We start from the raw sequence: 20,003 nt of genomic DNA on the forward strand, positions 1-20,003 counted from the left end.
AATTACAATTTATGCAAATTTTCCAGCAAACCCATCAACGTGATTTTCCGCATCAGACCCTGCGTACCGATCTGCTGGTCGCCGGCGGCGGGCTGGCGGGACTGTGCGCCGCGCTGGCCGCCGCCCGCGACGGTTTACAGGTCGTGCTGGTGCAGGACCGTCCCGTCTTAGGCGGCAACGCCTCCAGCGAAGTACGCTTATGGGCCAACGGTGCCACCTCGCACATGGGTAACAACAATCGCTGGTCGCGCGAAGGCGGCATCATAGGTGAGATCCTCGAAGAGAACCTGTGGCGCAATAAAGAAGGCAACCCGATGATGTTCGACCTGCTGCTGCTGGATCTGGCGCAGCGCGAAAAGAACCTCACCCTGTTGCTCAACACTGCCATTTACGCGGTGGAACGCGAAGGCCTGCGCATCACCGAAGCCACCGGCTTTAACGCGGTTAACGAAACCTTCTACCATATTCAGGCCGCGCAGTTCTGCGATGCCACCGGCGACGGCGTGCTCGGGCATCTGGCGGGCGCTGAGTACCGCGTTGGCGCAGAAGACGCCGAAGAGCTGGGCGAAAAAATGGCTCCCGGTGATAACTTCGGCCACAAGCTCGGCCACTCAATCTATTTCTACACCCGCAAAAGCAGCGAGCCGGTAAAATTTGTACCGCCCTCTTTCGCGTTGCAGGACATTGAAACCATCCCACGCTACAAGCGACTCACCTCCACGCTGAACGGCTGCGATCTGTGGTGGCTGGAATGGGGCGGCCGTCTCGACACCGTGCATGACAGCGAGCAGATCAAATGGGAGCTGTGGAAAATCGTCTGGGGCGTCTGGGACTACATTAAGAACTCCGGCGAATTCCCGGAAGCTGAAAACCTGACCATCGAATGGGTTGGCTCGATTCCCGGCAAGCGCGAAAGCCGCCGCTTTATTGGCGATCATCTGCTGTGCCAGCAGGACATTATTGAGCAGCGTGACCACTACGATGCGGTGGGCTACGGCGGTTGGTCCATCGACCTGCATCCGGCGGACGGCGTTTACAGCCAGCACGACGGCTGCCGTCAGTTCCACAGCAAAGGCACCTACACCATTCCGTACCGCAGCCTCTACAGCCGCTCGCTGGACAACCTGTTCCTCACCGGACGACTGATTTCCGCTTCTCACGTTGCCTTCGGCAGCGCCCGCGTGATGTGCACCTGCGGCCTGCTCGGCGAAGTGGTGGGCCGTGCGGCCGCCCTGTGCCATCAGCATCAGTTGAGTGCGCCGCAGCTGGCAGAAAGCGCGAACATCGGCAAATTACAGCAGCACCTGCAGCAAACCGGCTGCTACATTCCACGCCAGCAGCTGCATGATCCGGCGCGCGGCGCGCGGGTGAGCGCCAGCAGCGAACTGGCGCTGACGGCCCTGCCCGCCAGCGGTCGCTGGATGGCGCTGGATGAGCGCATGGCGCTGCTGCTGCCGGTGAAAGCGGGTGAATCCTTACCGGCAATGCGCTTTACCCTGCGCGCCGCCAGCGCGCAGCCGGTCAGCATCAGCCTGCTTGCCAGCGACAAAGTCGCCAATTACTGCGCCGATACGCTGCTCGACGAGCAGACGTTAACGGTGCAGGAAGCCGGTGACTACAGCGTGGAATTTGGCTGGCGTAGCGATGTCGATCGCTATGTCTTTATCGCCTTCACGCCCAATAGCCACGTCGAAATCGCGCTGAGCGATGTGGCGCTGCCGGGTATTATGACGGTGTTCAACAGCCAGAACGCCCGCGTGGCGAAACATCCACGTCAGGTGGTGGACGGCGATTTTGGCGTCGACGCGTTTGATTTCTGGGTACCGCGTCGCCGTCCGCATCAGATTATGCCCGCAATTCAGTTTGCCGCGCCGCTGCGCTGCTATGACGTACAGAGCCTGCTCAACGGTCGCCTGCGCCCCGAACAGCAGATTAACGGCTGGGCTCCCGCACTGGACGACGCTGCACCGCGTCTGACCTGGACGTGGGATGCGCCACAACCCCTACAATCGCTGACGCTGATGCTGGATAACGACTTTGATAACGCGATGGAAACCGTGCAGATGGGCCACGCGGAAGCGGTCACGCCACACTGCACCACCCACTACCGCCTGTGGGCTGACGATACGCTGATTGCCGAGGTGAAGGACAACCACCATTCGCTGTGCCAGCACACGTTGGAAGCGCCGCGCGCGGTGTCAAAAATCACCCTTGAGCTGGTGAAATCGGCGGGGGCCGTGCCTGCCGTCTATTCGCTGAATATCACCTGATTCCGCCCCAACCACATTGCTCGGCCTCTCTCCCTTGCGGGAGAGAGGCCGACATTACACATTATGCAGCTTCCTCTCCCTCGCCACTTCAGCTATCACCGAGGTGTTCTGTCTTTTGCCACTTAACGCCTGAATTTTTTCCCACTGTCACAACCTGTCAGAGTTCTGCTCTACCCTCGTTATATCGCTCCATAAAAGAACACCGTTTTGCTCTTAAGTTTTGGGGGTTCTGGCCGTTAATTATGTTTAAAGGGCGAGTAAAAAAGGGCGCGGGCAGGACCGCCTGCGTAATGATTTTCTGAATCACACTTTTCAGGATCATAATGAAAAAGAGCTCCGGGAAAAAAAATAGGTTACTCATAGAAAGAGTATGTGAAACGTTTAGCGCGCTTTATCAGGGTTCGATTATTGATAAAGACTGGCTCTGTTCGCGTTTTGATATTGCCGAACGCACCGCTTATCGGGATTTAGCCAGGCTCTCACCGCTGCTGGATGATATCGGCAACGGGCGCTTTAAGCTCAGCAGCCACCTTATTCCCTCGCTGCATTCCGGTCATCTGAAGGAATTTGCGCACTTCGCAGGCGTATCGCAGATTTTCCCGCACACCGATGGAAAGTCGCTCCTTAACCGAATGAAAAAATCGGATAATATAGAAATCGTTGGGGTGAAGAGCAGGGATAATCACTCGCTCAGCGCACTGTTCGATAATCTCGATAACGCCATCACCGCACGACGTATCGTCACCTTCCGCTACCGTGAGAAACCACGCTGCGTTCAGCCGTATAAACTCATTAATCACTATGGTTTGTGGTATCTGGCTGGCGTTGATGACGGACGACTTAAAGCCTTTGAACTGGCTAGTATTGGCGGCTTTTCCCTGTCAGAGACGAGCTTTACCCCAACCGATAACATTATGGCTGAGCTCAATAGCGCAAGCGGCATTCGCTTTGGCCAAGGTATCGAGGCGACGCTGTGGGTCTCTGCCCACGCCGCGCAGTTTGTCACGCGCCGCCCCCTGTTCCCCGAGCAACGCATTGTTGAAAAGCACCCGGATAACAGTCTGAATATCACCTGCGTCGTTAACGATAAACATACCCTATTTCGCTGGCTACGCTATTGGATGCCGGATATCCACATTGCGGCACCTACCGCGCTTAAAGACGATTTTGTTGAAGACTTTCACTCGCGTATCGCCTCGGCCGACATGACTAACGTTTCCGAGATTTCTTCTTAATCGCCTTTTAACCGAATGAGAAATGAATTTATGGTTGATTCAACGCAGTCTCTACACACACAGCTGTTACATAAAGCAGATGCTTTACTCGCCCAGAATATGACTGCGGGTAAACCCGTGGTTGTCGCCTGGGGCTTAATGAATGCGGGCAAAAGCTATCTTTTAAATATGTTAACCGATCATCTCCAGACCGAGTGTTTTCGGACAAATGACATCCGCGAAACGGCGGAATTGAAAGCGTTCGAAACCCCGGATTTTATATTTCTCGACACTCCCGGATTGGATGCAAATAGCAACGACGACCTGATTGCCGGAGAGGGCGCGGCAAAAGCGGATATCGTCCTGTTTGTTCATCAGCCGCAGGGGGAGCTGGAGAAAATTGAAATCGATTTTCTTCGCGAAATTAAAGCATCGTTTGGCCAGTATGCCGAACAAAATATCATTCTGGTTCTTAGCAAATCGGATGTTGAAACGCCTGAGAAGATTGAAGAGATCAGGCAGCGTATGCTCGAACAGTGTCGTGATAGCCTGGGATTCAACCCCCGCTGCTACGCCCTTTCCGGTTCTCGCTTCCATGCGGGAATGACGCAGAAGAAAGAGGGCCTGGTGCGCGCCAGCCACCTCGGTGATTTGACGAAGACGCTACAAACGCTGAATCGCGATGCCCGCGCCGTTAAGCAGGAACGCCAACGCCTGGCGATAGAGAACGTGCTTGAGGAGATAGCCAGCGCCCAACACGCCATTCGTAAACAGCGACTGCAAACGCAAAAAACCATCCGCATTGGGCTTGAGCCATTCGACCTGGCAATGAATGACTTTCGCAACTTAATGGCTACTCAGCTCAGTAAATTCCCGGCAGCGTAAGGAGAAAACACATGGCATTACCCTGGTTAATTGGCGCTGCCGTCCTCGGCATTGGTGCAATTATCGCGTCATCCGGCGATGACAGCAGCTCAAATAACAATGGCGATGATGAAGAACGCCGTCGCAGAGAACGGGCCGAACGCGAACGACGAGAGCGCGAAGTCAACGAACAGCGCCAATCGATAAAAGAAACCCTGCTGAACGAAGGTGAAAAGCGATCGGCTGATTTTCAACAGCTGTTGTCCGGCTGGTTTAATGCCGAGTACCAGAGCCAGCCGCCGTTTAAAGCGAAAATCCTCGAGACCGGAACGCAGTATAAGCGCATTGTCCCCGAGTATTTCACCGATGCTCAGCAGCTGTCCCTGCTTTATGAAAAAACGCGCGAAAACCTGAACGAGTTTGAAGCCTGCTACGACGTTAAGCTCAGTATGACGGCTAACCTACGTGAGAAAGTTAACGCCTGCGCCCTGGGCCAGCAGCAGCTTGATGAATTGCAGCAGTATCGCCGCAAACTGGAAGCACGCCTCCAGAAACTCACAAGCTAAGCGAGCAGGGATAAAAACATGCACAACGAGATGCTACGCGAGGAACTCCTCGCCTCTTTTCAACAGCTGCAAAATCAGTTCAACTCTTCCCTGGAAGAGGCGAAAATATTGGATCGCGAATTCGCAAGCCGCTACCAGCAATTCAAACACAACCTCTCCGGCCAATTGGCTGAAGCACGCGTAAAGCTGCCAAAAAACAGCCCGCTGAGCCAGTCGCTCACGGAGTTCATCACCGGACTGGAAAAGCAAGATAGCGCATGGAAAGCCAAACTCGAAAGCCAGGATAAGGGGCTGAGTTTCCGCAAAAATTTCGAAGACTCTTTATTGGTCTACGTATACGGCAAGGTCAAATCAGGCAAAAGCTCACTGGGCAACTATATGGCCTGGGGATACACCGATCCCACCGAACAACAGCAGCAGCATGGTCAGAGCGCTCTGGAGTATAAATCTTACGAAAACTCTGACGCGGAAAATGGCGATGCTCACCATGAAGCCGAACGTCGGGAGAAATTTCGCGTAGGTGCCACGGAAGCCACCAGCTCGATCCAGAGCTTCCGTCTACCGGGGCTGACCTGGGTCGATTCGCCGGGCCTGCACTCCGTACGCATGCAAAACGGCGATCTCGCCAGAGAACATGCCGATCATGCGGATCTCATCCTCTATACGATGAAATCCGACGCGCCCGGCCGGGCGAGCGATCTGGCAGAGATCCGCACGCTGTGTAGCAAAGAAAAAAATATCATGCTGTTACTGACCGGTAGCGACAAAAAAGAGCACGACTGGGATGAGGAAAATGATGTATTTCTCGACCGTCTGATCATGAAATCGGCGAACGATCGCCAACTGCAACGTGAATACGTCAAAAAAGAACTTATTGCTGCCGAACTGGACGCTGACAACGTCGAAATTCTCTCAGTGTCTGCACGCTATGCCGAGCATAACGCGAATGATGCCGCCAGCATTCGCGAAAGCGGCATGGGACAACTGTTCTCCACCCTGCACCGTATTTCTCAAGAGAAAGGGGTAAGGATGAAGCGGGCCGTGCCGATCCGCAACTTCACCCACTTCCTCAACGGTTGCATTACAGAGGTTGAACAGTACCGCACGTTGACGGGCGAATTCACCCAGCTTGTTGCTGAGATGAAAAGCCGAACCGACCTACAAATGCGACCGGCCATTCTTGAAGCACAATCCACGATGCGCAGGAATATTCAGGCACAATTCGATGCGCTGACCGCACATCGCGATAACAGAGATCACATCAACAACGTGCTGACAGCAGCCAAAAAGACGTGGGATGAAGACGCGGAGACGCTAATTACGCAAGCGCTGGATCGCATTTTAAGCGATGTGATGACCAACTTTAAATCGAAAGTCATCGCGACCTGGACCGCATCTGAACTCAAACTGCCTGAGTTTTCCGTCCAGACGGTCACCGAGAACATTCCGGATGGCTACATCAAAAGCACCCGGGGCCGCCGAAGCGGCATTGGCGCAGCACTCGGCGGCCTTGCCGGTAGCCTTCTCGGCCCGCTGGGCACCGTTGCCGGGGCAAGCCTTGGAGGAGCGCTAGGCGCAGCGGCGGGAAGCAACGCCAGAGTCAGCACGCGTTCAATTGAGATTGCCGTCGGCGATAACCTGAACGATCTGCATGTCCAGATTCAACATCTGTATAACGGCGTCGTTGGTAAAGAGATCGAACATCGCGTTAATACACTACTCAGCACGCTACTCATCGACATGGGTGACGCCTGCACAGCGATCAATGGTGAAATCAGCAGTTTTAAGGCCGCGCTGGAAAAACTCCAGAAAAACGCAAAAGATAAATTAATCAGCGAAGAGGGTTAACGCTATGGAAATCACCACCCCTGCACTATTCAGCGCCTATGACCGCACCGTTGAGCTGGTTAACCAGCATCCCGCGATGGCCGCCGGTTTTGCCACCGTACAGCGTCAGTTTGATGACAAACGTCGCCAGCCGGATGCCAGCATTATGGTGTATGGCGTTTACAACGCAGGTAAAAGCACGCTCATCAATGCGCTTATCGGCGATAACGTAGCGAAAACCGGCGATATTCCACTCACCGACAGCGTCGATGCATACTCCTGGGGTAATACCCGGATTTTAGACACTCCAGGCGTTGACGCGCCCTTGGCGCATGAACAAGTGACACGCGAGCAAATGCTCGCTGCCGATGCGATTATTTTCGTCGTCAACCCCTCAGGGGCCGCGGAAGAAGAGAAAACCCTTCAGGTATTAGTCGATATCTTACAGGCCAAAAAGAAGCTGTTTCTGGTACTGAACGACAAAGATAATATGGATATTGAGGCCCTGACGCGGCTCAAAAATGATATCCGTATCCGTCTGCAAACGTTAGCGGAAGCACGCGGTATGCAGGAAATCTTGCATGATATTCCAATCCTGCGCGTGAATGCAGAAATGGCGCTCAAGGCAAAGCTTGCCAACAAACCGGGATTACTCCAGGTGAGCGAATTTCCTGCCTTTGAAACGGCACTGGCGACATTTGTTGCCGGGATCGATACGCAGCATATCAACCGCCGCCTGGCCAGCACGCTATACCAGTTTCTGGACAGCGCGCTCCAATCACTTGATAAACAAACCACTAGCGAAACCGTGCGCAGCTTTGATGCCTTAATCAAAAGTATCGTGGAGCAGCAATACGCGTGTAAAAAGAACCTGATGGCTGAAATCAAGCGCCAGAGCGAAGAGATGTGCTACGGCAGCAAGGCCGCCCTGCGTCAGGGAGCGGGAAATCCGCAAGATAAGATTGAAGCCATATTCAATCAGGCCTGCGAGCGCATTGACACGTTACAACGACAAGAGGTCGAGTATCTGGTGACGCGCTTCAAGCACGATCTGGATCATCTCGAAACGGTTATCTGGGCGCAGTCGAAAACGCATCAGGATGTTCCGCACATGCCGGAAGAGCAGGTCCACCAGGAGGCTGAAAATGCGGATAAGTCCAGCGCCATAAACGCCGATATGGTCAGCAATGCGGTCACAACGCTGGGATCGCTGGCCAAACCGGAACACATCGTATCAGGCCTGAAGCTGGTAAAAGAGTGGGCCCCATCACTGATGAAAGGCATTGGGACCAAAACCATGGAAAAATGGGGCGCAGCCGTCATTGGCAAATGGATTCCTTATGTCGGGCCTGCGGTCACCGTGATCAGCTCACTCTGGGATATTTTCGCTGAGGATAGCGAAACTAAAAGAGCGCGTGAGCAGAGCGAGCAGTATCGACGCGAATGGGAACGCTATCAGCAGGAGGTTGAAGATTTTGCCCGCACCACGGCGGCACAGTTTGAATCTTCAGCCATCAAGCAAATGAACAGCTCGCTCGATCCCTGGTTTAAAACGCTACTGGAGGAGCTCAACGCTTCGCGTGATATCGCCAGCCAACAAGATCGAGCCATCGGCGACGCCGTGCTCGCCGCCCAGCAGCTTGCCTCAGAGCTGAAGGCCTACGCGTGACGCTTTCGCCGTTTCCCTGCAACGCCTGCGGCAAATGTTGCCGCAGGGTTCATGCCAGCGAGCAAACCACATTTCTCGATCGCGGGGATGGGGTTTGCCGCCACTTTGTCGAAGAGACGCACCTCTGCGCCATCTACGAGACTCGTCCGCTGGTATGCCGCGTGGAAGATTACTACCGCGCTCATTTACAGGACGTCATTGAGTGGGATGCGTTCGTGAAGCTGAACATGGCAATTTGCGAGAAACTTTAAATAGCCACTAACTGCCTGACGCCCTGCGCTTCCATTTCATCCCCGCGCCCGCGCGCAATGATGGTGCCGCGCGACATCACCAGATACTGATCCGCCAGCTCCGCGGCAAAATCGTAAAACTGCTCCACCAGCAAAATTGCCATATCGCCGCGGTTGGCAAGGCTGCGGATCACTGCGCCAATCTCTTTGATCACCGAGGGCTGAATGCCTTCGGTCGGTTCATCCAGAATCAACAACTGAGGTTTGCAGGCCAATGCTCGCCCAATCGCCAGCTGTTGCTGCTGCCCACCGGAGAGATCGCCGCCTCGCCGCCCTTTCATTTCGCGCAGAACGGGAAACAGGTCATAAATATCCTCCGGCACACTTTTCGCGTCGCGACCAGAAAAGCGCGACAGCCCCATCAGCAGGTTCTCTTCGACCGTCAGGCGCGGAAAGATTTCCCGCCCCTGCGGTACGTAGGCAATGCCCTGCTGCACCCGCTGGTGCGGCTTGCTGGCGTTAATCAGCTTGCCCTGCCAGTGGATAGTGCCGGACTTCGCCGGAATCAGCCCCATCAGGCACTTCAGCAGCGTGGTTTTCCCCACGCCGTTGCGCCCTAACAGGCAGGTAATTTCACCCGGCGTGGTGTCAAAAGAGAGGCCGCGCAGAATATGGCTACCACCGTAATACTGATTTAAATCATTAACCTGTAACATATTAGCGCCCCAGATAAACGTCAATAACCTGCTCATTGGCCTGCACATCGCGCAGCGATCCTTCTGCCAGCACCTGCCCCTGATGCAGGACAGTGACGTGGTCGGCGATGGTTTCCACAAAGCCCATATCGTGCTCCACGACCATCAGCGAATGCTTGCCGGCAAGCGTACGGAACAGCTCGGCAATATAGTCCGTTTCCGCATCGGTCAGCCCGGCTGCGGGTTCATCCAGCAGCAGCAGGTGCGGCTCCTGGACCAGCAGCATGCCAATTTCAAGAAACTGCTTTTGCCCGTGCGAAAGCAGGCCTGACGGGCGATGACGATGGGCGGTGAGCCGCAGCAGCTCCAGCACTTCATCAATACGGTCCCGCTGGCTACCGGTGAGTCTCGCCCGCAGACAGGTCCACACCGACTTATCCATTTTGAGCGCGATTTCAAGGTTCTCCATCACGCTCAGCGCCTCAAATACCGTCGGCTTCTGGAACTTACGCCCGATACCCGCTCGCGCAATCTCCACCGATGACATGCCCATCAGGTCGATATTCTGGTCGTAAGTCACCGTACCGCTGTCCGGCCGCGTTTTGCCGGTGATCACATCCATCAGCGTGGTTTTCCCCGCACCGTTGGGGCCAATCACGCAGCGCAGCTCGCCGACGCCAATTTTCAGCGACAGGTTGGTCAGCGCACGGAAAGCATCGAAAGTGACGTTGATATTATTCAGCTCCAGCACAGGGTCGGTGGTATGACGGTAGCGATCCTGCGGTAGCGCTTGGGTGAACAGGGAATCAGTCATGCTTCCTCCGTTTAAGCAGGCCAATCACACCGCGCGGCAGGAACAGCGTGACGAGAATAAACATGAGTCCGAGGAAAAAGAGCCAGAAGTCAGGGAAGGCAACGGTGAAGTAGCTTTTGGCGCCGTTAACAATGCCCGCGCCGAGAATCGGGCCAATCAGCGTACCGCGTCCGCCGAGCGCCACCCAGATGGCGGCTTCAATCGAGTTGGTCGGCGACATTTCGCTGGGGTTGATAATCCCCACTTGTGGGACGTACAGCGCCCCCGCCAGGCCGCATAGCACCGCGGACAGCGTCCAGACGAACAGCTTGAAGCCTTTCGGATCGTAGCCGCAGAACATCAGACGGTTTTCCGCGTCGCGCACGGCGGTCAGCACGCGGCCAAACTTACTGCGTGTGAGCAGCAGGCCAATCGCCAGCGAGCCTGCCAGCAGCAGCACAGTGGCGACAAACAGCGCGATACGCGTGCCGGTAGCAGAGACAGGGAAACCCAGCAGCGTGGTAAAGCCGGTAAACCCATTGTTCCCGCCAAAGCCGGTTTCATTGCGGAAAAACAGCAGCATCCCGGCGTAGGTGAGCGCCTGGGTCATAATGGAGAAGTAGACATCTTTGATGCGTGAACGGAAGGCAAAATAGCCGAATACCAGCGCCAGCAGGCCAGGTACGAGGATAATCAGACACAGCGCCCAGGCGAAGTGCTGAGTACCCGCCCAGAACCACGGCAGCTCGTTCCACGACAGAAAAGACATAAACGCCGGCAGCCCATCGCCGGACGCCTGGCGCATCAGATACATCCCCATGGCGTAGCCGCCCAGCGCAAAGAACAGGCCGTGTCCCAGCGACAGCAGCCCGGCGTACCCCCACACCAGATCCAGCGCTACGGCCACTACCGCATAGCAGAGAATTTTGCCGATAAGCGTGAGCGTATAGGTCGACATCGCCAGCGGATGCGCCGCCGGTAGCAGCGCGAAGAAAGGCAGCGCCAGCAACGCTACCAGCACCAACGCCGCCAGTGAGCCGGTCAGGCGCGGCGCGCGGCGCGCAATAGTTAACGTAAGTGGTTGGCTCATCAGTCAATTACCCGCCCTTTGAATGCGAACAATCCTTGCGGCCGTTTTTGAATAAACAGCACAATCAAGACCAGAATGGCAATTTTGCCCAGCACCGCGCCTATCTGCGGTTCCAGCACCTTATTGAGGACGCCAAGGCCCAGCGCTGCCGCCACGGTGCCGGCAAGCTGGCCTACGCCGCCGGTCACCACCACCAGGAAGGAGTCTATGATGTAGCCCTGCCCCAGCTCCGGGCCCACGTTACCCAGTTGCGACAGGGCAACGCCGCCCAGCCCGGCGATGCCGGAGCCTAAACCGAAGGCCAGCATATCGACGCGCCCGGTCGGCACGCCGCAGCAGTCGGCCATACGGCGGTTTTGCGTCACCGCACGCACGTTCATGCCAAGACGCGTTTTGTTCAGCAGCAGCCAGGTCAACGCCAGCACGCCAATAACGAACAGGATCACGGCAATGCGGTTATAAGGCAGCACCAGGTTAGGCAGCACGCTCCAGCCGCCCGACAGCCAGGCGGGGTTAGCCACTTCAAGGTTCTGCGTACCAAACAGGACGCGCACCAGTTGAATCAGCATCAGGCTGATCCCCCAGGTCGCCAGCAGGGTTTCCAGCGGTCGCCCGTACAGGTGGCGAATAATCGTGCGCTCAAGCAGCATGCCGATCGCGGCGGTGATAAAGAACGCCACCGGCAGCGCCACCAGCGGATACAGCGCCAGCCACTCCGGCGCCAGCCGCTGGAAAGCGTCCTGCACCAGCCATGTGGAATACGCACCGAGCATCAGCATCTCACCGTGGGCCATATTGATAACGCCCAGCAGACCGTAGGTGATCGCCAACCCCAGCGCCGCCAGCAGCAGGATCGAGCCCAGCGAGATGCCGCTGAACGCCTGGCCCAGCCAGTCGCCCCATCTCAGACGCTGCTGCACCTGCTTCAGACTTTCCGCCGCCGCTGCGCGCACCGTCGCATCCGGTTCATTTTGCGGCTGCGTCAGGCGGCTAAGGCTCGCCTGCACCTGCGGATCGCTGGCTTCACCCAGCAGCTTAACCGCCCGCAGACGCTGCTCCGCGCGGCTGTCAGAGAGCTGCAGGTTGGCTACGGCAATCGCCAGCGCGGTATGTACGCGCGCGTCCCGCTCGGCCGCCAGGCGCTGAGTTAACATGGGCAACTGATCCTGCTGCGCGCCGTTTTGTAACGTCAGGGCCGCCGCTAAGCGGACGTTCGGGTCATTGCTGACCAACTGGTGCGATGCCAGCGCGCTGGCCACCAATCCGCGAAGGCGGTTATTCATAAACACTTTTTTGGTCTCGCCCTGCGGCGCAGCGTGCCCTTCCAGCGGTACCAGCCTGCCCCCCTGCTCGCTGAAAAGCTGGCCATCGGCATCGCTGACCACCGACGCCTGGCTCAACGCTTCGAGCAGCGGCAGGCGCACAGCATCAGGTTCTGCGGCCCAGCGCTGGAGCAGGGTCGCCTGCTCGCTGCGGCTCGCCTGCCCGTAATCGGCGGCCGGGCCCGCCAGCGCCGGGGCGCTGAACAGGAGAAACGCGAAAGCCAGAAATAGCGCTTTTGGCGATCGTTTCATTATGAATGTCATCGTTGAATTCCTGTTGGTATACAAGATGGAATTCATTTAGCAAGGCTTGTGCCAAATACATAATGATATGTTTTTAAAGGAATTAAAATAAAACCATCGGTTTTTGTTATTATTAACGCGCACCGCCACAGGACATCCGCGCACGATAATAGCGCAGCCTGTCATAGGTAAATTAAATAACCCTAGCGGTGAGTCAGAATATTTTTTGATAAATAAAAGCGTGGTATTTGAGGATAAGAACACCTCGATAGCTATTTTTGAGGTTTTCTATACTGAGTACGTTGTGACAATTTAAACTTATTCGGCAAAAAGGACGCTGTTTAGAACACCGTGGGCGAGCAGGCAGTAAATTTACCTGCTCGCAAAGATGGGATTCAGTGATTATTCGTTACTCGTTCGACTAAACCAGAGCAATAAACAAACCGCCCCCAGACTCAGCAACGAAACGCTATAAAGCGCGGTAAAAGCGCCAAAATACTGAGCTATTGTGCTGGTTAAACCGGTAGCAACAGCGGCTGTCAGAACCTGTCCACGCCATGATATTGCACTCGCTTTCGCAACATCCTTTTGCGAGAAATTCCTCAGAATACCGAACGTCCCCAAAGCAAATACAATATTCGACGCCATATGGGCACAGAAGATCAGAACAAGCCCGGCAAAGGAGGCGCTCAGGAATAGGGGTAATAAGAAATAGGCTCCGATAAACAGCACCAGACATATCAGCAGCAGGCCGTTATTGGCACTATATCGCTGCAATTTACTGGCATCCAGCATGAGTGGCCCACAGAGCTGTCCAAGGCTGCGGGCAAAAAGTAGCGGTAATGCCAGCCCGGCGGAATCTTCAGGCCTCATTTCTTGTGCCAATGCGGGTAAAAGCGCCATCGCCGGGGATCCCACCGCAGCAAGCGCAGGTAACAGCAAAATGCTTCTTTTTTGCATGGGCGATATAACGTGCCAGAGCGGAGCCTGGCTGTCAGAAGAAACCTCCGCAGGCTGGCGTTCTGCGTCGCGAAAAACCGATCCGGAGATCATAAGCAGCGCCACAGCCGCCGTAAAACTGAGGGCATCAAGGGCAAGCAGATACAGGGAATCAATCAGGTCAAACAGAACAACACCCAGCCCGGTCCCCAACAAAACCTGTGAGGCAAAAATGAGGGTTTCCATGGCCGTTGCCGCAGGAAGTTCATCAGTGCGCAATCCACGTTTGAACAGCAGCGTCAGCGCCGGGTAGCTCATGCCGCTGAGCAGTGCTTCTGCACACTGCACGACCAGCAGCGCTGGAATACTATGATGCAGCAAACCATACAATGGAAAAATGAGCACCAGCAGACCCGATATCTCAGTAAAAATCAGGACCCGCAGTGGTGATGTTTGCTTACACAGCGTCTCGCCCCAGATGCTGCCAATAAAGCTGGGTAGCATCGACAGCATATACACCATGGTAAGCGTCGCAGGAGAAGCCTGCCAGTGCAGAAGTTGACCGAAAATAATGACCTGAGTCAGCCCATTACCCAGCGATGACAGAATATAGGCAAAACCAAGCAGGCGTAACCAGCGATGGTTACGCAGTGCGCCAAGAAGCGCAAACAGTAACGTGTTCATACAGAAAGATTCTCAACTTAAATAACAGAAACCCACGCAGCCATCAGGCAACGCGGAAAATAAACACTGTTAAAAGAGAAAATCGTTACATGGGGAACGGTACGCTACTGGAAACGGATACAGCACTTTAGCACAGAAAAAACAGATAGCTATCGTGAGATAGGATGTTCGAACCGTGCCAGAAGCTGAAGTTTAGGCTCAGTACCTACCCAGACGATGAGTTGATGGGGTTTTATGATAGTTTATAACTCCCTTCACCATGCATAAGAGAATGTTAATGATTACCGGACTGAATCACATAACAATCGCTGTGAACGATATTTCCAGAAGTTTTAATTTTTATGTAGAGGCGCTAGGTTTTACACCTAAGGCCAAATGGGCCTCTGGCGCTTACCTTTGTCTGGGTGATTTGTGGCTGTGTCTTTCTGCTGACAAGGTTGCTCCCCGGCAGGATTACACCCACTATGCATTCAGTATTCGAAGCGAAAATTTTGATATAGTTGCTAACCACCTGAAATCATATGGTGTTATGGAATGGAAAGCTAATAAGAGCGAAGGAAAATCTATCTACTTTTTGGATCCGGATGGGCATAAACTGGAAATCCATGACGGTAATTTAGATAGTCGCCTTAGTGCATGTTTGAAGCACCCATATAAGGATATGGTGTTTTTTTAATGGCTGGATGAAATTGGACAGAAATAATTTAGCAACCCAGAAAATCAGCTAGATTAATTCAGGCACATTGTAGCATTTCTACTCGTGTCAAAGCTAAGTTCAGATATACGGGGTAGAGCAAAGATGAAATGTCAACTCCGTGCCAGAAGCGGATTTTCCTCTTTTGTTAAACAAAAATGTTGAAACGAAACCATTTCATGATAAATCTATAAATATAATAAGACGAAAAGGAAGAACAAATGAAAATCAGACTTGCAGTACCTGAAGAGGCAGAGGAGTGCTGGAATATAAGGAATCTTTCTATCCGGGAAGGATGTAAGCCAAGTTATTGTGCCAGGGTGCTTGAGGCCTGGACACCTGAAGCTATGCCTGTACATTACAGGGAGGTTATTACGGAAAATCCTTTCTTTGTTGTAGACCTACCTGATGCAGGATTGGTGGCAACTGGGTATCTGGATCTTACCGGGGGGAGCGTAGAGGCTATTTTTACATTGCCAGATTATTTTGGTAAAGGTTTTGCTAGCCTGATTATTGAAACGATTAAAGATGAGGCGATTAAGAGAGGGCTGAAACAGTTAACCTTGACCTCAACACCCAACGCGCAAACGTTCTATGAAAAGCATGGTTTTATGTTTATCAAAGAAACTACATCCCCATCAAGACTTGCCCAAACAGATCTGCGTTGCATGGATATGTCCATCGCATTATCAACCTGAGTTTTCTTTTGCTTTTGGCAGGAGAACTCACCAAGGAAATCTAATCGCTACGAGTTCAGTACGGCAGCTTCGAAGCCATGGGCGGATAACTCATGTGTTCAATGTCCGCTTTTCGCTGTGATTTCAGCGGGTCGATGCAACGCTATTCTTAATCAAGAGGGACGTTGCAATGAAACGAAGAACGCGCATTTACTACACGCCCGAACAGAAAGCGATTATCTGGGACAGATATAAGCAAGGTGATTCCCTGCATGATATCGCCAGAATATTCGACAGATATCACTCTTCTATAATGCCCAGTATCCACCAGACTGGTGGATATGCCTGTACTCATCAGATAAGCCCGGGAATTACCTGCTGAGCTTTATAAAACATTAAATTGAGATCGTGGCGCTGAAATGATCAACCACACACGATTTACTGTAGCGACAGACATTCAGATTTATTTTTGTGATCCTCAATCTCCCTGGCAACGTGGCTCAAATGAAAATACGAACAGATTGCTCAGACAATATTTTCCAAAAGGAACTGACTTATCGGTTCACAGCCAGCAAAGACTTAACAGTGTTGCCAGACAACTGAACGAGAGACCGAGAAAAACGCTAGACTATGAATCACCCACAGAACGGTTCAATAAGTGTGTTGCGTCCATCAGTTGAACTCACAGCTCATTGCGGAACGTCAGCGTCACGCGTTGGTCTGCTGAGTACCAGAAGCGGACATTTTGAAAGCCATCAAATCTTTAACTTAATGCCCATCGGAATTGTTTACTTTACAATGCCAACTACAAACAGCCTAAATAAAGCCAGGTGATCACGTGCATTCTAACATGATTGAATACCTTAATATTTTCATACAGGTTGTTGAGCGTGGCAGCTTTACAAGAGCCGCTGACATTCTGCAGATTCATCGCCCCACCGTGAGCAAAGCGATACAGCAGATAGAGGACGACCTCGGCGTAAAACTCATCCATCGCACTACTCGTAAACTGAGCATTACGGCTGAAGGGGAGGAGTTTTATCATCGCGCCAGGCTCGTATTGACTGAAGTTAATGACATGATGGCTAGTTTTTCACCGACCCTTCCACCCCGGGGGCGGCTCAGGCTTGATGTCCCGCTGGCGCTAGCTCACGCCATACTGATCCCTAATCTCAAACATTTCCAGTCACTGTATCCTGACATTGACGTCATACTGGTTTCATCGGACAAAAAAACCGATTTGATCACTGAAGGTGTGGACTGTCTTGTCCGCTTGGGCGAGCTTCAGGATTCGAGTTTTATCTCCAGACGCCTTGGTGACATCAGAATGGTTACCTGCGCAGCCCCATCTTACCTGCAACAACATGGACGACCGGAAACACTTGCGGATCTGGACCAACATCGGGCGATAAACTTTTTCAGCGACCACAGTCGTGACGTGATGGAATGGAAATTTACTAAGGACGGGAACGTCATTTCGTTGCGTCCCGTCAGCAGCATGCTTGTTGATAATTCAGATATTCTACTTTCCTGCTGCCTGGCGGGCCTCGGCATAATCCAGGCCACCTTTAACGCCCTTGCCCCACATATTGCTTCCGGAGCTCTTGAAGAGATTCTGACACAATACCCTTCGGTGCCTAAGCCCGTGTCGGTGATGTATCCGGACAGGCGCTATCTTTCTCCAAAAGTACGGGTCTTTATAGACTGGTTCAGTGAAGTTCTGGCGATGCAGATCCGCTGAAACCAATGGATTGTTAACAGATAATTAATACTGAAGTTCCCTGTCAGCTATTTTTGGTACGTTTATAGCAGCGTAGATTGTCAGTAAATGAACCGGGCATGTCTTCAACAATATCCTGAAGATGTGCTGCTAACTGACGAGAGCTGAATATGTCTAAAGTTGTTACCTTTAACCGCACCGGTGGTCCGGAAGTGCTGGAAGTTGTAGATGTGGAGGTACCCGCACCAGCAGCGAGTGAAGTTCAGATTCGCGTACATGCTATTGGTCTTAACCGTGCAGAAATCATGTACCGCAACGGTCAGTATGTCATTGAACCGGAATTTCCGGCTCGCCTGGGTTACGAGGCCTCGGGCATAGTGCAGACCGTCGGTGAGAATGTTGAAGGGATTGTTAGTGGAGATCGGGTCAGCGTTATCCCTTCGTTTATGTTTAATGAATACGGCATGTACGGCGAACTGGTCAATGCTCCGGCAAATGCTGTGGTGAAGCATCCTGAAAATCTTTCCTTCGAGGAGGCAGCTGCAAGTTGGATGATGTATGTCACTGCATATGGCGCGCTGGTTGAATATGGCAACCTTCAGGCTGGGCAGAATGTTGTGATCCGCGCGGCATCAAGTAGTGTAGGCTTGGCTGCCATACAGATAGCTAACATGCTGGGTGCTAAACCCATTGCGCTTACTCGGACTACCGAAAAAAGCGAAATGCTTCTTAAAGCTGGCGCCGCCACAGTTATAGCTACAGCTGAGCAGGATATGGTTTCGGAAATCAATCATGCGACAGATGGCATGGGTGCGCATATTGTTTTTGATCCTGTCGGTGGTCCGGAGGTGGCAAAACTGACCCAGGTGATGGCACCGCAAGGTATGTTCTTCCAGTATGGCGCGCTCGACAGCCGCGACATGCTTGTGCCTGTCTTTGATATTCTCGGTAAGCATCTTACGCTCCGTGGATACGAGCTGTTTGAAATCACGACGGACCCTGAAAAAATGGCACGCGCAAAATCCTTCGTCACCGAAGGGTTACGTTCCGGCAAACTGAAACCTGTCATTGATAAAACATTCCCGCTTCAAGATATTGCGGATGCACAGCGTTATATGGAAGCAAATGGACAGGTTGGCAAAATCGTCGTAGTGGTTGGGTAAACCCCAAACCCACTATGAGAAAGTTGCATTCACCAATCGGTTTATTTTCTGTAATAACTTCATCGCAGCGGAGTAACACATGATTTCACAACACAACTGGCAGGCACCGGCCATTAATCGAAAAAAAGTGGGCGATATGGCTGTAACCATGCTTAGTGATGGTTATCTGGACGTATCTTTTGAGTTGTTGTCTGGGATTGATGGCTCCCGGGCGGAGGCGTTACTCCAGAAGCGTGGTGCACCTGCATTGCCTCGTATTAATATCAACGTATACGTTATTCAGACCCCTGAGCGCACTATCCTGGTAGACAGCGGTGCTGGCGGTATTAATGGCTGGGGCGGTCGGCTTCAGGTTGCTCTGGCCGCTGCCGGTATTGACCCACTCGCTATCGACACCATTTTACTGACTCACGCTCACCCGGATCATATCGGTGGTCTTGCAGGTCCTCTCCAGACTCCGGTGTTCCGTAATGTCCAACAGCTTTTTGTACATGAAAAAGAACTCGCTTTCTGGCGCGATGAAACTATTGCAGCCAGCGCACCTGATGCGTTCAGGCCGTTCTTTGAGGTAGCTAAAAACGCTTTTAACGCGTACGACGACAAACTGGTGCCTTTCCGCGAGGAAGCCATCCTGCCGGGGATTCAGAGCGTTGAACTGTTTGGCCACACACCCGGTCACAGCGGATACCTGCTGGGCGATGAAAAGGAATCTCTGCTCATCTGGGGCGATATCGTTCATTTCCCGCATGTCCAGGTCGCTCAGCCTGATGTCACTATCGCCTTCGACAGCGATCCTGCGGCCGCTGCTGCCGTCAGGGCGAGACTGCTTGACCGTGCCGCGAGTGATAATCTGGCCGTTAGCGGAATGCATTTTAACCTTCCAACCACTGGTAAAGTTGTACGAGATGGCAGCAGCTTTGCACTGAACTATGATCTCTGGTCACCAACAGTCTGAGCCAGTCCCTTCCCGGCAGATTCACCGGGAAGGCATTTCTTACCTTCCCGCGATTATCTATGGTCTTGTGAATATTACATCTTCGCAAACAAATGGATTATTGCTACCACGCCCTGGCTCCTTGTTCTTATCTTGAGTGCAGGCTTTGTTCCGGCGAGATTCACCGTTCAGTACAGCGCAACGTTTCATCTCCTGTTCTTACGCGGGCTTTTTTCTGGTTGATATTTGTTGCTTGTCTGCTTTTAAGGTTCAACGTCTGCTCTTCGCTCACAACTGACCTTCAGCTCACTAAGCTCGTCCGCTTAGTGCCAGAAGCGGACATGCCTAGTCCCTGGGTTCATTGACCAGCAGGCCATCCATCCTTTAACATATCGTGATGAGATAAAAA

Annotated in this window: 17 protein-coding genes and 1 pseudogene; 13 read left to right on the forward strand and 5 right to left on the reverse strand. The window is 53.1% G+C overall.

What is annotated here, in order from left to right; all coding sequences use genetic code 11:
* Positions 1–11 precede the first annotated feature (11 nt).
* The 7 genes from V6942_RS19805 (at position 12) to V6942_RS19835 (ending at position 8,661) form a co-directional block, all read left to right on the forward strand.
* On the forward strand, positions 12–2,270 hold the full coding sequence (locus tag V6942_RS19805) for an FAD-dependent oxidoreductase (protein ID WP_333501706.1): 2,259 nt from the start codon (positions 12–14) through the stop codon (positions 2,268–2,270).
* Positions 2,271–2,593: 323 nt separating this feature from the next.
* Positions 2,594–3,505 (forward strand): WYL domain-containing protein, encoded by a 912-nt coding sequence (locus V6942_RS19810; RefSeq protein WP_182934654.1) that lies wholly within the window; start codon positions 2,594–2,596, stop codon positions 3,503–3,505.
* 30 nt (positions 3,506–3,535) lie between these two features.
* A complete protein-coding gene (locus tag V6942_RS19815) occupies positions 3,536–4,369 on the forward strand; it encodes a GTPase (RefSeq protein ID WP_182934653.1) in 834 nt (277 codons plus the stop codon).
* 11 nt (positions 4,370–4,380) lie between these two features.
* Entirely contained in the window at positions 4,381–4,914 is a 534-nt protein-coding gene (locus V6942_RS19820) for a hypothetical protein (protein WP_333501707.1), read from the forward strand.
* Between the two features lie 18 nt (positions 4,915–4,932).
* Entirely contained in the window at positions 4,933–6,762 is a 1,830-nt protein-coding gene (locus V6942_RS19825) for a dynamin family protein (protein WP_333501708.1), read from the forward strand.
* A gap of 4 nt (positions 6,763–6,766) precedes the next feature.
* On the forward strand, positions 6,767–8,410 hold the full coding sequence (locus V6942_RS19830) for a dynamin family protein (protein ID WP_333501709.1): 1,644 nt from the start codon (positions 6,767–6,769) through the stop codon (positions 8,408–8,410).
* Positions 8,407–8,661, forward strand: coding sequence for a YkgJ family cysteine cluster protein (locus V6942_RS19835; RefSeq protein ID WP_182934649.1), 255 nt, complete (start codon positions 8,407–8,409; stop codon positions 8,659–8,661). The genes V6942_RS19830 and V6942_RS19835 overlap by 4 nt, the downstream gene beginning before the upstream one ends.
* On the opposite strand, the gene urtE is transcribed toward V6942_RS19835, so the two are convergent.
* The 5 genes from urtE to V6942_RS19860 form a co-directional block, all read right to left on the reverse strand.
* Positions 8,658–9,356 carry an urea ABC transporter ATP-binding subunit UrtE gene (gene urtE, locus V6942_RS19840; RefSeq protein ID WP_182934648.1) on the reverse strand — a complete coding sequence of 233 codons (699 nt, stop codon included), beginning with the start codon at positions 9,354–9,356 and terminating at the stop codon, positions 8,658–8,660. The genes V6942_RS19835 and urtE overlap by 4 nt on opposite strands.
* A gap of 1 nt (position 9,357) precedes the next feature.
* On the reverse strand, positions 9,358–10,149 hold the full coding sequence (urtD, locus tag V6942_RS19845; RefSeq protein ID WP_182934647.1) for an urea ABC transporter ATP-binding protein UrtD: 792 nt from the start codon (positions 10,147–10,149) through the stop codon (positions 9,358–9,360).
* Positions 10,142–11,218, reverse strand: a complete 1,077-nt coding sequence (gene urtC / locus V6942_RS19850) for an urea ABC transporter permease subunit UrtC (protein WP_333501710.1) — start codon at positions 11,216–11,218, stop codon at positions 10,142–10,144. Before urtC ends, urtD begins: the two co-directional genes overlap by 8 nt.
* Entirely contained in the window at positions 11,218–12,792 is a 1,575-nt protein-coding gene (gene urtB / locus V6942_RS19855) for an urea ABC transporter permease subunit UrtB (RefSeq protein ID WP_333501733.1), read from the reverse strand. The genes urtC and urtB overlap by 1 nt, the downstream gene beginning before the upstream one ends.
* A 393-nt stretch (positions 12,793–13,185) precedes the next feature.
* Entirely contained in the window at positions 13,186–14,406 is a 1,221-nt protein-coding gene (locus tag V6942_RS19860) for an MFS transporter (protein WP_333501711.1), read from the reverse strand.
* Positions 14,407–14,683: 277 nt separating this feature from the next.
* On the opposite strand from V6942_RS19860, the gene fos reads away from it, so the two are divergent.
* The 6 genes and pseudogenes from fos (at position 14,684) to V6942_RS19890 (ending at position 19,615) form a co-directional block, all read left to right on the forward strand.
* On the forward strand, positions 14,684–15,082 hold the full coding sequence (gene fos / locus V6942_RS19865; RefSeq protein WP_333501712.1) for a fosfomycin resistance glutathione transferase: 399 nt from the start codon (positions 14,684–14,686) through the stop codon (positions 15,080–15,082).
* A 239-nt stretch (positions 15,083–15,321) separates the two neighbouring features.
* Positions 15,322–15,798 (forward strand): GNAT family N-acetyltransferase, encoded by a 477-nt coding sequence (locus tag V6942_RS19870; protein WP_106928187.1) that lies wholly within the window; start codon positions 15,322–15,324, stop codon positions 15,796–15,798.
* Positions 15,799–16,142: 344 nt separating this feature from the next.
* Positions 16,143–16,457: pseudogene (locus V6942_RS19875) on the forward strand (IS30 family transposase); the annotation flags it as partial.
* Positions 16,458–16,627: 170 nt separating this feature from the next.
* A complete protein-coding gene (locus V6942_RS19880) occupies positions 16,628–17,518 on the forward strand; it encodes a LysR family transcriptional regulator (protein ID WP_333501713.1) in 891 nt (296 codons plus the stop codon).
* A 149-nt stretch (positions 17,519–17,667) separates the two neighbouring features.
* A complete protein-coding gene (locus tag V6942_RS19885) occupies positions 17,668–18,660 on the forward strand; it encodes a zinc-dependent alcohol dehydrogenase family protein (protein WP_333501714.1) in 993 nt (330 codons plus the stop codon).
* Positions 18,661–18,739: 79 nt separating this feature from the next.
* Positions 18,740–19,615, forward strand: a complete 876-nt coding sequence (locus V6942_RS19890; protein ID WP_333501715.1) for an MBL fold metallo-hydrolase — start codon at positions 18,740–18,742, stop codon at positions 19,613–19,615.
* Positions 19,616–20,003: the final 388 nt, after the last annotated feature.

Origin of the sequence: Kluyvera genomosp. 2 (assembly GCF_036759865.1) — a bacterium.
Classification (GTDB): domain Bacteria; phylum Pseudomonadota; class Gammaproteobacteria; order Enterobacterales; family Enterobacteriaceae; genus Kluyvera; species Kluyvera ascorbata_B.

Coding starts and splice junctions, on each gene's coding strand:
- V6942_RS19805 (WP_333501706.1), top strand. CDS start 12: ATGCAAATTTTCCAGCAAACCCATCAACGTGATTTTCCGCATCAGACC.
- V6942_RS19810 (WP_182934654.1), top strand. CDS start 2,594: ATGAAAAAGAGCTCCGGGAAAAAAAATAGGTTACTCATAGAAAGAGTA.
- V6942_RS19815 (WP_182934653.1), top strand. CDS start 3,536: ATGGTTGATTCAACGCAGTCTCTACACACACAGCTGTTACATAAAGCA.
- V6942_RS19820 (WP_333501707.1), top strand. CDS start 4,381: ATGGCATTACCCTGGTTAATTGGCGCTGCCGTCCTCGGCATTGGTGCA.
- V6942_RS19825 (WP_333501708.1), top strand. CDS start 4,933: ATGCACAACGAGATGCTACGCGAGGAACTCCTCGCCTCTTTTCAACAG.
- V6942_RS19830 (WP_333501709.1), top strand. CDS start 6,767: ATGGAAATCACCACCCCTGCACTATTCAGCGCCTATGACCGCACCGTT.
- urtE (WP_182934648.1), bottom strand. CDS start 9,356: ATGTTACAGGTTAATGATTTAAATCAGTATTACGGTGGTAGCCATATT.
- urtD (WP_182934647.1), bottom strand. CDS start 10,149: ATGACTGATTCCCTGTTCACCCAAGCGCTACCGCAGGATCGCTACCGT.
- urtC (WP_333501710.1), bottom strand. CDS start 11,218: ATGAGCCAACCACTTACGTTAACTATTGCGCGCCGCGCGCCGCGCCTG.
- urtB (WP_333501733.1), bottom strand. CDS start 12,792: ATGAAACGATCGCCAAAAGCGCTATTTCTGGCTTTCGCGTTTCTCCTG.
- V6942_RS19860 (WP_333501711.1), bottom strand. CDS start 14,406: ATGAACACGTTACTGTTTGCGCTTCTTGGCGCACTGCGTAACCATCGC.
- fos (WP_333501712.1), top strand. CDS start 14,684: ATGATTACCGGACTGAATCACATAACAATCGCTGTGAACGATATTTCC.
- V6942_RS19870 (WP_106928187.1), top strand. CDS start 15,322: ATGAAAATCAGACTTGCAGTACCTGAAGAGGCAGAGGAGTGCTGGAAT.
- V6942_RS19880 (WP_333501713.1), top strand. CDS start 16,628: ATGATTGAATACCTTAATATTTTCATACAGGTTGTTGAGCGTGGCAGC.
- V6942_RS19885 (WP_333501714.1), top strand. CDS start 17,668: ATGTCTAAAGTTGTTACCTTTAACCGCACCGGTGGTCCGGAAGTGCTG.
- V6942_RS19890 (WP_333501715.1), top strand. CDS start 18,740: ATGATTTCACAACACAACTGGCAGGCACCGGCCATTAATCGAAAAAAA.